This window comes from Nocardiopsis sp. FIRDI 009, from assembly GCF_003386285.1.
Classification (GTDB): Bacteria; Actinomycetota; Actinomycetes; order Streptosporangiales; family Streptosporangiaceae; genus Nocardiopsis.
In genome coordinates, this window is the sequence record NZ_QPNC01000015.1 from 26768 (window position 1) to 40602 (window position 13835).

At 72.7% G+C, this 13835-nt stretch carries 14 protein-coding genes; 2 read left to right on the top strand and 12 right to left on the bottom strand.

Translation table 11 applies throughout. From position 1 onward, the window contains the following. Nucleotides 1-130: 130 nt before the first annotated feature. The 4 genes from DVR05_RS12005 to sigE form a co-directional block, all read right to left on the bottom strand. Entirely contained in the window at nt 131-1609 is a 1479-nt protein-coding gene (locus DVR05_RS12005) for a S1C family serine protease (protein WP_232832098.1), read from the bottom strand. 306 nt (nt 1610-1915) lie between these two features. Next, complete coding sequence (locus DVR05_RS12010; protein WP_116245946.1) at nt 1916-2998, bottom strand: transcriptional regulator; 1083 nt, start codon at nt 2996-2998, stop codon at nt 1916-1918. Next, entirely contained in the window at nt 2995-3774 is a 780-nt protein-coding gene (locus DVR05_RS12015; RefSeq protein WP_116245947.1) for a zf-HC2 domain-containing protein, read from the bottom strand. The genes DVR05_RS12010 and DVR05_RS12015 overlap by 4 nt, the downstream gene beginning before the upstream one ends. Nucleotides 3775-3776: 2 nt before the next feature. Next, nucleotides 3777-4352, bottom strand: a complete 576-nt coding sequence (sigE, locus tag DVR05_RS12020) for an RNA polymerase sigma factor SigE (protein WP_116245948.1) — start codon at nt 4350-4352, stop codon at nt 3777-3779. Nucleotides 4353-4705: 353 nt separating this feature from the next. Here sigE and DVR05_RS12025 point away from each other — a divergent pair, with 353 nt between their 5' ends. Beyond that, nucleotides 4706-5296, top strand: coding sequence for an O-methyltransferase (locus tag DVR05_RS12025; protein WP_116245949.1), 591 nt, complete (start codon nt 4706-4708; stop codon nt 5294-5296). A 69-nt stretch (nt 5297-5365) separates the two neighbouring features. Here the strand turns inward: DVR05_RS12025 and DVR05_RS12030 are convergent, their stop codons facing one another. From DVR05_RS12030 to DVR05_RS12065, 8 genes are all read right to left on the bottom strand, one after another. Then, nucleotides 5366-6856: a leucyl aminopeptidase gene (locus tag DVR05_RS12030; protein WP_116245950.1), complete on the bottom strand. Its 1491-nt coding sequence runs from the start codon at nt 6854-6856 to the stop codon at nt 5366-5368. Nucleotides 6857-6957: 101 nt separating this feature from the next. Then, nucleotides 6958-7125: a DUF3117 domain-containing protein gene (locus DVR05_RS12035; RefSeq protein ID WP_017596980.1), complete on the bottom strand. Its 168-nt coding sequence runs from the start codon at nt 7123-7125 to the stop codon at nt 6958-6960. A 380-nt stretch (nt 7126-7505) separates the two neighbouring features. Beyond that, nucleotides 7506-8090 (bottom strand): hypothetical protein, encoded by a 585-nt coding sequence (locus tag DVR05_RS12040; RefSeq protein ID WP_116245951.1) that lies wholly within the window; start codon nt 8088-8090, stop codon nt 7506-7508. A 175-nt stretch (nt 8091-8265) separates the two neighbouring features. After that, complete coding sequence (locus tag DVR05_RS12045; protein ID WP_116245952.1) at nt 8266-8730, bottom strand: hypothetical protein; 465 nt, start codon at nt 8728-8730, stop codon at nt 8266-8268. Nucleotides 8731-8884: 154 nt separating this feature from the next. Then, entirely contained in the window at nt 8885-9658 is a 774-nt protein-coding gene (locus DVR05_RS12050; RefSeq protein ID WP_198659147.1) for a TIGR00730 family Rossman fold protein, read from the bottom strand. Between the two features lie 147 nt (nt 9659-9805). After that, nucleotides 9806-10870: a succinyl-diaminopimelate desuccinylase gene (gene dapE / locus DVR05_RS12055; RefSeq protein ID WP_116245953.1), complete on the bottom strand. Its 1065-nt coding sequence runs from the start codon at nt 10868-10870 to the stop codon at nt 9806-9808. A gap of 148 nt (nt 10871-11018) precedes the next feature. After that, complete coding sequence (locus DVR05_RS12060) at nt 11019-11729, bottom strand: VOC family protein (RefSeq protein ID WP_198659148.1); 711 nt, start codon at nt 11727-11729, stop codon at nt 11019-11021. 126 nt (nt 11730-11855) lie between these two features. Beyond that, nucleotides 11856-12692: a 2,3,4,5-tetrahydropyridine-2,6-dicarboxylate N-succinyltransferase gene (locus DVR05_RS12065; protein WP_116245955.1), complete on the bottom strand. Its 837-nt coding sequence runs from the start codon at nt 12690-12692 to the stop codon at nt 11856-11858. A 203-nt stretch (nt 12693-12895) separates the two neighbouring features. Between DVR05_RS12065 and DVR05_RS12070 the strand changes: the two genes are divergently transcribed. Further along, nucleotides 12896-13777, top strand: a complete 882-nt coding sequence (locus DVR05_RS12070; RefSeq protein ID WP_116245956.1) for a hypothetical protein — start codon at nt 12896-12898, stop codon at nt 13775-13777. Nucleotides 13778-13835 lie beyond the last annotated feature (58 nt).

Below are 13835 nucleotides of genomic sequence, written 5' to 3' on the forward strand. Positions count from 1 at the left end.
GGGACCGGATCCCGCCCACCGGGCGGGCACCGTACCGACGACGGCGCCCGGTGGGGATGGACGATACGGCGAAGGCCCCGGAACGCGGTTCCGGGGCCTTCGCCGTGTCGGTGGGCCCCGACCGGGCGCGTCAGTCGGTGGAGGAGCCCAGGACGATCGTGGTCGTCTCCGCGTCGCCGTCGCGCGTGTACTCGACCTCGACCTCGTCACCCGGTGAGAGGTCCCGCAGCATCGCGAGCAGCTCCTGCCCGGAGTTCACCCGGCGCCCGTCGAAGGACGTGATCACGTCGCCCGGCTCCAGCCCCGCCTCGTCGGCCGGACCGCCGCGCTCCACGGCGTCGGAGCCGCCCGCGATGACCGCCCCCGCCCGGGGGCTCTGGAGGTCGAGCTCCGCCCCGATGTCGGCGTAGGCGGCCGACCCGTTCGCGATGAGCCGCTCGACCACGTTCTGCGCCTCGGAGGACGGGATCGCGAAGCCCAGGCCGATGTTGCCGGAGCCCTCACCCATGTAGCCGCCCATGGTGACGATCATCGAGTTGACCCCGATCACCCGTCCCTGGAGGTCGACCAGCGGTCCCCCGGAGTTACCGGGGTTGATCGCGGCGTCGGTCTGGAGGGCGTAGAAGCGGCTGGCGTTCTCCCCCTCCGGGCTGACCGGGCGGTCGGTGGCGCTGATGATCCCCTGGGTGACCGTGCCCTGCAGCCCCAGGGGCGCACCGATCGCGATGACCTCGTCGCCCACGATGACCTCCTCCGAGTCGCCGAACTCCAACGGCTCGACGTCGATCGGGTCCGCCAGGGACAGCACGGCGAGGTCGGAGCTGGGGTCGGCGCCGACGATGGTGGCGTCGGACAGGCTGCCGTCGCTGTACTCGATCCGGATGCCGTCCTCCTCCAGCACCGAGGACACGTGGTCGTTGGTGACCACGTAGTCCCCCTCGATGACGAAGCCCGAACCGCCTCCGGACACGCCGGGGTCGGCGCTGCCGATGTACACGACGCTGGGGCTCACGCGTTGGGCGACGCCCGCGATGGTGTCGGGGTCGCGCTGGGGCGCCTCGGGCGGCGGCTCGTTCATGACGGGCCCCTCCTCCTCGGGAGCGGCCTCCTGGGCGGCCGACGAGCTGACCGCGGAACCCGCGACCCCGCCCGCGCCACCGGCGATGAGGGCGACGACGAGCATCCCGGCCAGCGCCATCCACGCGGGCACGCCGCGTCCGTGTCGCCCGGTTCCGTCCTGGTACGGCGGCTGGCCGCCGGTCAGCCCCGGTTGGGCCAGGACCTGCTGGGTGTGGAACTGGTGCCCCTGGGTCTGCGGGTTCTGCCGGTCCGCCGCGGTGAACTGGGCGGGCCGGTTCGGCTGCGCCTGTCCCGCCTGCTGGCCGGGCGCCCCCGCGGGCCCCTGCACGGCCTGCCGCTGGACCTGCGGCGCCTGCTGCTGGACCCCCTGTGCCGCCTGGGCGGGCCGGGGGTCGGCCTGACCGGTGCCGCCCGGCGCGGGCTGACCGTACGGGCTCGCGGCGGCCTGGTCCCGCTGGCCGGGGTGGGGCGAGGGGGGCGCTGGGGGCCCGGACGGGTCGCCCGGGCCTGGGGTCGGGGTGGGGTTCATGGGATCTCCGCTGCCGGGGGGCGAGGGCTGGGGGGAGGTGTTGCCGTGGCCGGGGGGACCGGCCGTCTGTCGGGGACCGGGGGGCGGAGGCGGAGTGACCGGGACCGGCCGCTGGGGGAGCTCCGCAGGTTCCTGGCCCGAGGCGGACACCACGCTGTGCCCGCCCGGGTCGGGGGGTGTGCCACCGCTCGGCGGGGTGGCCGCGTCCGGCCCTGCCCCCCGTGCCGAGCGGCCGTAGTCCTCGCTCAAGACCTGCTCCGTACGTCTGTGTGGTCGGGGTCGGCGCGCGGCGCGTCCGGGTGGTGGTCAGGGGACCCCCCACCTGGACAGACCGCGCTGCACTCTGGCCCAGAACCCGGAGCCCTCGGGCCCCGGCAGCGCGGTCACCGCGGCGGAGGCCAGACCCGCGGGTGCGTCCGCGAGGACCGTGAAGACGAACCCGTCGGACTGCCACACGCTCTGGTACTGACCGACGTCACCGCCGAAGATCGTGTCGTGCTGTGTTGTGACGTCACTTCCCCCCGTTCCGGTTCCGGCGTATCCGTCACGAAGTGTGGAGGGATGTTCCGTTCCCAGCTTCCCACGTTGCGTGAAGACGGACACCTGGGACAGACCATCCGAATAGATGGCGTGCACGACACGCTGCTTCCCCAGGTACGTCGACCTGGCGTCCACCAGCCGCAGGTTCCACGTGAGGTGTTCTGGCAGGTACCAGCCGCGTTCGCGGAGTCCGTCGCGTTCGGGGGCGGTCAGGGCGTCACCCCAGGGCTCTCCGCCGACGGCCCCCTCCGGCCAGTCGCCCGCACCGAGGCGCACGTCGGTCAGTCGCGAGCTGAGGGCGACCGCGCCGGACTCCGTGTGGACGGTGCGCCCGACGAGGACGCCGGTCTCGTCGTCCACCCAGAACCGGCCCGCGACGGAGCCGTCCCAGCGGTCGGCCTCGACCAGCCTGACCGGGCGCCCGTCCAGTTCGGCCGGGCCCTGGTCGGTGACGCGGTAGGTGTCCTCCAGCATCCGGAGCAGCCGGTCGTCGAGTGACTCCAGCGCCGAGGAGTCGCGTACCACGAAGGCGCCTCCGCCGTCGTCCAGGGGCGCGAGCGCGACCCCCTCCCCCGGGCGGTTCACCACGCGCAGACGGATCCCTCCCCCGCCGTCCGCGCGGTTCCCGGCCAGGAGCCCGGACACCGTGCGCACCGCCGTGTAGGCGAGTTCGTCCTCGGCCTCCGCGGCCCGCCGCAGCACCGCCATCCCGTCGTCGGCCCCCTCCGCGGGCACCCCCGAGGAGTCGGGGTGCGTCGCGGCGGTCAGACACAGGGCACACAGCACCACCAGGGCCACGAGGGTCACCGGGGCGGGGGACGGACGGGAGGAGGGTTCCTCCGCGCTCACCGGGTGGTGTGGGTCCGGCCGGTCGGGTTCGGCTCCCCGATGGTCTGGGACTGGCCGTCCAGCGCGCCGAGGGGCGTGGCCGCCTCCGGCTGCGGTTCCGTGGTCGAGGGTCCGACCACCGGCATGTTCCTGCTGGTCACCGCGTGTTCGACCGCGTAGTCGGCGAGCCGGGGCTCCACGACCGGGGTCTGGTCGTCATCCCCTCCGGCGACGAACGCCGAGCCGAGCAGGGCCGTCACCACCGCGACCCCGGCGAAGGCGTAGCGGCCGCCCGGGATGGGCGGGAACAGGTGGGCGAGGCGTTCGGCCCCGCGACGGCGTTCGGGTCGGGGTCCGGTCCGCGGGTCGGCGGTCGTCCGCGCGCCGGAGGGTCGCGTCGCCACCGCCCCGGAGTCGGCCGCGGATCCGGGCTCGCCCGCCTCGGCGGTCAACGGGCCGCCGAGGGGGTGGTCACCCAGGGGATGACCGCCGAGCGGACGGGAGGAGCCCAGGGGCGGACGTTGACCGAACCCGGCTCCGCCGGGCGGCGGGCCCGGGCGGCGCCGTTCGTCCGGGGCGGCCCCGGTGTCCCGGGACAGGCTGGTCAGACGGCCCAGGAAGTCGTGGTCCGGCTCGGGTCCGCCGAGACCGGTCAGGCGCCGCTTGAGTCGGCGCATCATGTCGGCCTCGAACCGGCACGACTCGCACTTGGCGAGGTGGATCAGGGCACGCTCGTGCTCGGCCTGGCCGAGTTCCCCGTCGACGAGCGCGGAGAGCCGCTCTCCGAGATGGTCCATACTCACTCCGCCTCCCCGTTGGTCACGTGTGCTCCGCGCTTGGCCGCCTCGGCGGCCAGGGCCCGCCGGTGTTCCAGGGCGCGGCGCAACTGGGCGCGGCCCCGGTGGATACGGCTGCGGACGGTGCCGAGCTTGACGTCGAGCGTCGCGGCGATCTCCTCGTAGGAGAGGCCCTCGATGTCGCACAGGACGACGGGGGCGCGGAACTCGGCGGGCAGGGCGTCCAGGGCGCTCTGGACGTCGGCGTCGAAGTGCCGGTCCTCGTAGCGCTGGGCGGGCGAGGGTTCCCGGCCCTCCAACCGCTCGTCGGCGTTGTCGGCCAGGCCCTCGAAGCGGATGCGCGCCTTGCGGCGCGCCATGTCCAGGAAGAGGTTCGTGGTGATGCGGTGCAGCCAACCCTCGAAGGTGCCGGGGGTGTAGTTGGCCAGGGAGCGGAACACCCGGATGAAGACCTCCTGGGTGAGGTCCTCGGCGTCGTGCTTGTTGCCGGTGAGCCGGTAGGCGAGCCGGTACACCCGGGGCGAGTGGACCCGAACGACCTCTTCCCAGCTCGGGGGTTCCCATGCCTCGAATTCCACGGCTGGGCCGGTCTCTGGCACCGCTGCTCCCTTCGTCCCTTCGACGACGCACGAGGCCCGGTGGGGGGAGGTGGTTCGTGGCGGTCAACGTGCGTTCCTCCCGTTTCAACGCCGGGAGACGCCCGTTAAGTTCCCGCCGCCACGCTCGGAGTTCGCGTCGGATCAAGCTAATCTTGCGCCAGGGATGTGACCCGATCGCGAAGAACACACCACGGTGTGTGACACATCGCTGGTCAGGAAACCCGACCACAACGTGACCACCGCAGCGGGAGGCCGTCATCACGAGCACGGAGCAGAGCGCGGCCCACATCACCTGGGTCCGCACCGAGCAGAACCGGTTCGCCCAGGACGCCGTGGGGGACGGTCCCCTGGCCGACGCCTACGCGGTGGCGGAGCGGTCGTCGGCCCCGCCGGTGGATCCGATGACGGGGGCGGCGCTGCGGTTCCTGGCCGCCGCGATCGGGGCCCGGTCGGCCGTCGAGGTCGGCACCGGGTACGGGGTGTCCGGGGTGTGGCTCCTGCGGGGCATGGCCCCGGACGCGATCCTCACGACCGTGGACACCGACGCCGAGCACCAGGACCACGCCCGCACGGTGTTCGCCGGGGAGGGGTTCGGCGCCGGTCGGGCCCGGCTCATCCGGGGGTGGGCGATGGAGGTGCTGCCGCGGCTCACCGACGGCGGGTACGACCTCGTCTTCGTGGACGCCGACCGGGAGACCTACCTCCACTACCTGGACGAGGCCCGGCGGCTGCTGCGCCCGGGCGGCGTGATGGTGTTCAACGGGTCCCTGACCGCCTCCCCCGAACCGGACGGGCCGCTGCGCGCGCCCGATCCCGCCGAGACCGTCATCCGCGAACTGGTCCGGCGGGTGCGGGAGGACGAGGGGCTGGTGCCGCTGCTGATGCCCGTGGGCGAGGGGTTGCTGGCCGCCATCCGCCCCTGAGGCCGTCCGCCGGCCGTCCGCGCCCCGGAGCCGCGAGCGCGACTCCGGGGGACCGGGCCCGCAGACCTCCTAACGGGAGGCGAGCCAGCGCAGCAGGGTGCGCGTGGAGAACGCGGTCCCGCCCTTGCTGAGGATGCCGTTCTCCTTCATCGACCGGCCGGGACCGGCGATGTCCAGGTGGGCCCAGGGCACGTCGCCGGTGAACTCGCGGAGGAACAGGGCCGCCTCGGTCGCGCCCGCCGGGCCGAAGTCCCTGCCCCGGGTACCGATGTTGGCGAGGTCGGCCACCCGGGACTCGGTGGTCTCGGTGTAGGCGTCGGTGAGCGGCATGCGCCACAGCGGTTCGCCCGAGTCCCGCCCGGCGCGCTCCAGCTCGGCGGCGACGGTGTCGTCGTCGCTGTACAGGGCAGCCGTGCCGGTGCCGAGCGCGACCTTGGCCGCGCCGGTCAGCGTCGCCACGTCCACCAGGAGGTCGGGGTCGAGTTCGCTGACCGCGTAACCGATGGCGTCGGCCAGGACCAGACGGCCCTCGGCGTCGGTGTTGAGGACCTCCACGGTCGTGCCCGAGTAGGTGGTCAGCACGTCGCCGACCCGGGTGGCGCTTCCGGAGAAGGCGTTCTCCGCCAGCGGCAGCAGACCGGTGACCCGGGCCGAGGCGCCGACGGAGGCCAGCGCCGACAGCACGGCGAGCACGACCGCCGAACCGCTCATGTCGGTCTTCATGAGCATCATGTTGTCGTTGGGCTTCAGCGACAGACCGCCGGTGTCGAAGGTGATGCCCTTGCCGACCAGGACCACGTGCTCGGTCGGGTTCTCCGGCGTGTAGGAGAGCTGGACCAGTCGCGGTGGCCGCGAGGAGCCCTGGCCCACGGCCAGGATGGCGCCGAAGCCCGCCTCGGCGAGCTCGTCCTCGTCCCAGACCCGCACCTGGAGGCCCCTGTCCGCGGCGACCTCGCGGGCGCGGGCGGCCATCCACTCCGGGTCCTTGGTCAGGGAGGGGGTGTTGATGAGGTCGCGGGCCAGGGCGGTGGCCCCGGCCAGGTCGGCACCGCGGCGCAGGGCGTCCGCGAGCTCCCCGGCGCCGTCGCCCACCACGTCGATGCTCTCGGCCGGACGCTTGTCCTCGGGTGTCTCACCCGTCTTCATGCTGAACGTGTACGAGGCGAGCAGGGCGCCCTCGGCGAAGGCGGTCGCCTCCTCGGGGCCCGCGCCCGGCCAGGCCAGGGCCACACGGCTTCGGCCCCTGGCCGCCCGGGACAGGGCCGCTCCGGCTTTCCGGAGGTCGTCGGGCGATCCCGACCCCACCCCCAGAAGCGCCAGCCGCGCCAGGCCCTCGTCCCGGGACACCGGGAACTGGACGAGCTCGCCGGACTTCCCGGTGAGCGAGTAGTGCGTGAACAGGTCGGTGAGCGGGGCGGGAAGATCCCCGCCCAGTCCGCTGTCGGCCACCCCTTCGGCCGCCTTGGGCCCGTCGTCCGCGAACACGGGCAGGACCAGCAGGTCCGCGGTGGATTCGGCGAGGTTTCCCGCTCGGGACTGGATCTGCGTGGCGAAGGGCACGGGCCGCTCACAATCGTTCACTCAGTTGGGAGGTGTGCAACCTCGGGGGTCGTCAGGGGGCTCCGGCCCGGGGTGGGGGTCACGGGCACGGAACGTCGTGGCTAGCCGACGACTCCCTTGAGCGCGTCCCGGAGCTCGACCGCCTCGTCCGGCGTCAGTTCGACGACCAGGCGTCCGCCGCCCTCCAGGGGGACTCGCATGATGATGCCGCGACCCTCCTTGGTGACCTCCATCGGCCCGTCGCTGGTCCTCGGCTTCATCGCCGCCATGCCATTCCCCTTTCTAGATGTTCCTCGCAGGTGACCGGGGCCGACCCGCGGCACCGACGCCGATCCGACGAGACGGTTCGGTTCCGGAACCGTGGACCGGGTCCGTGTGACTCGCGCCCGCGTGAGGTCAGGGACGTGAACCACTCCTCGACCATTATCTCGGAGGTTGACCCCGGTGTGTGCGCCAGGCGACGGCCGCGCGAGCGCGCGAACGTCTACCAGCGAGGAATCGTTGGTCAGTAAAGGTTATATCGGTCCTGACCGAATTCCGATGAGAGCGTGGGAGCCGAACGATCTCCTGCCCCGGCGCGGCCGGTCGAAACAGGGGCTCCGGCCGCTCCCGCGCCACCGCGGCGACCGGGGGCCTCCTCCGGGGAGGCTCAGTCCATCGCCCCCGTGGAGGTCATCCGGGTTCCCTCGTCCGTGACGGACGACCACTCGGCCATCAGGCCCCGTCTGTCGCCGTCCGGCCACAGGGTCAGCTCCGCGTCGTCGACGCAGCGGTCCTCGGGGTCGGCGAGCTCGGTGTAGGCGTACACGACGCGGTCGCCGTCGCGCGCGGACAGCTCCAGCGTCCCCGAGCAGCTGAAGGTCGTCCACGCGGTGCCACCGGTCTGGCCGCCCTCCTCGATACGGACCTCGGCGTGCCAGTCGGCGACGTGTTCGCCCTCGGTGTCGACCTGAGTCATCTCACCCGCCCAGGATCCGACGAACCGCTCCAGGTGTCCGGCGTCCTCCGCGACGTCGGACCCGCCGTCCCCCAGGAGGGTCCACGCGGCGGCGATGCCTCCCGAAAGCACAAGGGCCGCCAGCACCGCCCCGGACACGAAGGCGATCCGACGGCGGCGCCTGAGGGTGTGGCGGGTCGATCGGGGGGGCTGCCACAGGGACATCTGGCGGACGGGGCTGGGGGAACCGTCGCCCCCGCCCTCGGGTCCCGGATCGAGATCGGCTGCTGTGTCCATCCTCGCCATCCTGACCGAAGCTCCGCCCGCTCCGGTGGAACGGGGGGTACGTGTGTACAGCGAACGAGAATAGGGCACCGGAAACCGGCACGGCGGACGATGACGGGGCGTACGTTGTGACACACGACATACCCCGCGTCGGGGCGCGGTCCCACCCGGTCGGGTACGGGCGGTGTCAGCCCTGGCCGGGAGCGGTGGAGGCGTTCTCCGCCGAGGCGTCGGCCCCGCCTCCGGCCACGCCCTCCCGGTCGGGGGCGTCGCCGGATCTCTCCGGGGCGTAGGCGTCGCCGGGCAGGCGCTGACCGGCCCCGGGCCCCTGCCCCTCGGGGACGTACGGGGCGTCGAGCCGGGCGAGCCGCCACTCCAGGTCCTCGATCCTCGCCTCGCGCTCGCGCAGCGTGGCGGTGAGACGTGCGAGGAGTTCGTCGACGGCGCGGACGTGGTAGCCCCACAGCGCCAGGGGCAGCAGGAGCCGACCGAGGTCGGCCGATCCGACCGGGCGGTCCACGGGCAGGTCCAACGGGGGGTAGTCGGCCTCGAAACGGGCGAGCTGCCCACCCTTGCCGAGCACGACGTAGACGACGCCGATGAGCACGGCCAGGGCAGCGGCACCGACCAGGATCATGATGAAGACAGGCACGGTTAGATGCTCCCACGCCCGCCCGTCGCCCGCCACCACCTGTGGACGGCCGCCTCACGGAGGGACGCGGCCCCCCCGACGGACGCCCGACGGCGCGGCGCCCCCACGACGTCACCCGCCGCCGCACGTGGACGGCCGGTGGACGGCGGACCGCTCAGCTGGTACCCGGCGGGATCTCACCGTTGCGCTGGGCGATGTCCAGGTGCGACTTGCGGATGATGTCGACGATCTCGTCGGGGTCGTCGGTCAGCTGGAGCAGCTCCGTGTCCGCCGGGCTGATCAGGCCGTGCTCCAGCAGACGGGACTCGACCCACTCGCACAGGCCGCCCCAGAACTCCGTGCCGACCAGGACCACGGGGAACCGGGTCACCTTGTTGGTCTGGACGAGGGTGATCGCCTCGAACAGCTCGTCCAGCGTCCCGAACCCGCCGGGCAGCACCACGAAGGCCTGCGCGTACTTCACGAACATCGTCTTGCGGACGAAGAAGTACCGGAAGGTCATCCCCACGTCGATGTAGGCGTTGAGGGACTGCTCGAACGGCAGCTCGATGCCCAGCCCGACGGACATGCCGCCCGCCCCCTGGGCCCCCTTGTTGGCGGCCTCCATCATCCCCGGGCCGCCGCCGGTGATCGTGGCGTACCCGGCCTCAGCCAGCCTGGCGCCGACCTTCACGCCCAGCGCGTAGTGCTCGCTGTCCGGCTTCACCCGGGCCGACCCGAACACGCTCACCGCCGACGGCAGCTCGGACAGCAGACCGAACCCCTCGACGAACTCCGACTGGATGCGCAGCACCCGCCAGGGGTCCGTGTGGACCCAGTCCGTCGGCCCCCGCTGGTCCAGCAGGCGCTGGTCGGTGGTGGTCTGGGGGATGGCCCGCCCCCGGTACGTCAGCGGACCCGCGTGCCGAATGTGTTCCTCTTCCGTCATGCTCGTAAAGCTATCCGAGCGGGGGCGGACCACACCTGAACCACGCGTGTACCCGTGGTGACCGGAAACGGCCGATTCGCCATCCGAACACCCGAAACCCCCTGGTCGCGACGGTGGTCACCGCCCATGGCCGGTGGTGACCCTCGGTCAGCGCGCCCCGCCGAGCCAGGCGACCATCCGCTCCTCGGCCTCGCGGATCCTCGCGATCTCGGCGTACTCGTCCCTGGTGTGGGCCAGCAGCGGATCGCCGGGACCGTAGTTCACGGCGGGAACACCCAGCTCGGAGAAGCGCGACACGTCGGTCCACCCGAGCTTGGCGCGCGCCCGCCCCTCCCCCACAGCGGTGACGAACGCGGCGGCGGACGGGTCGTCGAGACCGGGACGCGCCGGGGCGGCGGCGTCGGTCACCATGACCTCGAAGCCGTCGAACACCTCGCGCAGGTGCGCCTCGGCGTCCGCGACCGACAGGTCCGGGGCGAAGCGGTAGTTGACCGTGACCGCGCACTCGTCGGGGATGACGTTGCCCGCGACCCCGCCCTCGATGGCCACCGCGTTGAGCCCCTCGTGGAAGCGCAGCCCCTCGACCTCCGGCTCACGCGGGGTGTAGGCGCGCAGGACGTCGAGGATCGCCCCGGCGCCGTGGATCGCGTTCTCCCCCATCCAGGAGCGGGCGCTGTGCGCACGCCTGCCCCGGGCGACGACCCGCGCGCGCATCGTGCCCTGGCAGCCGCCCTCGATGACGCCGTCGGTCGGCTCCATGAGGATGGCGAAGTCGCTGCCCAGCCACTCGGGGTGGTGCAGCGCCAGGCGGCGCAGGCCGTTGCGGGAGGCGTCGACCTCCTCGTTGTCGTAGAACACGTACGTGACGTCGTGCACCGGCTCCGTGACCAGCGCGGCGAGCTTGAGCTGGACCGCGACCCCGGCCTTCATGTCGGTGGTGCCGCAGCCGTACAGGCGGCCGCCCTCCACGTGCGAGGGGACGTTGTCGACGATGGGGACGGTGTCGATGTGACCGGCGATCACGACCCTGCGGGGGCGGCCCAGGTCGGTGCGGGCCACGACCGCGTCACCGTCGCGGACGACCTTGAGGTGCGCCAGCTCGGACAGGGCCTGCTCGACCGCGTCCGCCAGGATCCGCTCGTCACCGCTCTCGGAGCGGATGTCCACGAGGGCGGCGGTCAGGTCCGCCACGTCGGAGGTCACATCCAGCATCGTCTCGCCCCGTTCAGGTCGTCGTCCGTCGCTCGCGCCGCACCGCGTCCCCGGACGCGCACGCGCCGTCCAGCCTAGGTCAGGAGTCCCGGAGGGCTGTCCGCCGCCGCCCCGGCGCTCACCCGCCTCCGTTCGGCACGGCTCCGCGTCAGGCCGGGGTGAGGACGCAGAACTCGTTGCCCTCGGGGTCGGCCAGGACCGTCCACGGCACGTCGCCCTGGCCGATGTCGATGGGGGTGGCGCCGAGCGCCCGCAGCCGGGACACCTCCTGCTCCTGGTCGTCGCCGGGGTACGGTCGCAGGTCGAGGTGGACGCGGTTCTTCACGGTCTTGGCGTCGGGGGTGCGGAGGAACACGAGGTAGGGGCCGACGTCCTTGGCGGAGCGCAGCACCGCGTGGTCGTCGGTCACCTCGCGCAGGGTCCAGTCCATCGCCTCGTCCCAGAACCGGGCCATCGCCCGGGGGTCGACGCAGTCGACCGTCACCGCGGCCATCGGCCCGGTGTCCCGGTAGACCTCCCGGGGCTCCAGCACGCGGAACTCGTTGCCCTCGGGGTCGGCCAGGACCGTCCACGGCACGTCGCCCCGGCCGATGTCGGCGGGCGTCGCGCCGAGTTCCTCAAGGCGGGCGACCAGCTCCGTCTGATGAGCCGCGGACGTGGTGGCGAGGTCGACGCGCACCCGGTTCCGCACCGTCTTGGGTTCCGGGACGGCGACGATGTCGAGGCAGACGGCGACCGGATCGGGGTAGACGAAGCCCTCGGGTTCCAGGTTGGTCACGCCGGGTCCCTCGCTGGAGATGTCCCAGCCGAGCACCTTCGCCCAGAACTCGCCGAGCGCGGCGTCATCCAGAGCACTCATATGGATTTGAACAAGCCGAGTCGCCATGCCGCCGATCCTATGCCCGCGCGGAGCGGGGAGAGCAACCGAGAAAACGGAGCGCCCCTCCGCACCGGGCGGAAGGGCGCTTTCGAGGGGTCGCGCGCGTCAGGCGTTGACGCCGTGCTCGCGGAGCAGGTCGTTCAGCGCGAGCTTGTCGTGCTCCTGCCCCTTCTCCAGTCGCTTGAGCACCAGCAGGACCGGCATGCCGAAGTCACCGCCGGGGAAGCTCTTGACGCGGTTGGCGGTCACGCAGACCGACCAGGCCGGGGCCTCACCGCGCGGCAGCTCCTCGCCGGTCTCGGCGTCGAAGACGCGCGTGGAGGAGGTGAGGATGGTGCCCGCGCCGAGCTTGGCGCCGGTACGCACCCGCGCGCCCTCGACGACCATGCTGCGGGAGCCGAGGAAGGCGTCGTCCTCGATGACGACCGGGGACGCCTGCGGCGGCTCCAGGACGCCGCCGACGCCGACGCCGCCGGACAGGTGGACGTTCTCGCCGACCTGGGCGCAGGAGCCGACGGTCGCCCACGTGTCCACCATGGTGCCGGAGCCGACGTGGGCGCCGATGTTGGTGAAGGACGGCATGAGCACGACGCCCGGGGCCAGGTAGGAACCCCAGCGGGCGATCGCGCCCGCGACGACGCGGACGCCGTCGAAGCGGGTCTTCAGCGGCATCCGGTCGTGGTGGTAGAAGTCGCCGACGTGCGACTCCTTCATGTCCAGGACCTTGAAGCCGAGCAGGATGGAGCGCTTGGCGCGCTCGTCGACCACGACCTCGTCGGTGCTGGGGTCGACGAAGGCGACGCGCGCCTTGCCCTCGTCGATCTGGTCGATCGCGCCGATGATGGTCTCGCGCGCCTCGGTGTGGCCGGGGGTGAGTTCGGAGCGCCGCTCCCAGAGTTCGTCGATCTGTTCCGGCAGCGGGCTTGTGTACGAGCTGGTCATGTCCACCCACGTTAGCGGGTTGGCGGGGGTGCGCCGCTGAGGCCCCGGTCCGTACGCCGCGGACCGGTCCCGGTGACGCTCCGTGCGAACCCGTACCGACGACTACAATTCGGCCCAGGCGCGCGACGCGCCCCACGCGCAGCACGAACGACCCCCCGTCCCGTGCGGCGCGTTCCACCCGTCACCGACCCGTTGGTTCGCCCGTGCCCAGTAAGCGCCGGAAAATCTCCGCGTTCGTCAAGATCCTCCTGGCTCTGTTCCTCGTGTGCGGTGCTCTCGTCGCCGGGGGCTACTACGTGCTGACCACGGTCGAGCCGCTGGACACCGCCGAGGAGGCCCCGACCCCGGCCTGCCGCCTGGACATGGCGCAGGGCAGGTACGACCTGGAGCCCGAGCAGGCGGTGAACGCCGCCACGGTCGGAGGCGTGGCGTTCAGCCGCGACCTGCCCCGGGAGGCGGTCACGGTGGCGTACGCGACCGTGTGGCAGGAGTCCACCTTCTACAACCTGGAGTTCGGCGACCGCGACTCGATCGGCCTGTTCCAGCAGCGGCCGTCCCAGGAGTGGGGCGAGCCGGAGGAGATCCTCGACCCGGTGTACGCCAGCGGCGCGTTCTACGACGCGTTGGCGCAGGTCGGCGGCTGGGAGGAGCTGCCCGTGTTCGAGGCGGCCCAGGCCGTGCAGCGCAGTGCCGACGGTTACGCCTACGACCAGCACGAGACCCTGTCCGCGGACATGGCCGAGGCGTTCACCGGCGCCCTGGGCCCGGCGATGACCTGCTGGTACGACGCCGAGACCCTGGAGTCCATGACGGCCGCCGACCCCGACGTCGCGGGCGCCGAGGCGGAGATGGCCCGGGTGTTCGGCACCGACCCGGCTGAGCTGCCCGTGGCGGAGGACCCGAGCACGGGCGACCTGGGGTGGGCGATGACGCTCTGGGCGGTCGCCCACGCGGAGGAGTACGGGATCACCTCGGTGACCTACGGCGACCAGCGCTGGCGCGCGTCCGACGGGACCGAGGGCGCCGAGGAGTGGACCACGGTCGAGGACGGCTCCGACACCGGGGGACGCCCCGTCCTTGACTAGCTGACACGGCGGCCCCAGGGGGTTACCGTTCGGGCGCCCGACGAGAGCGAGTACCGCG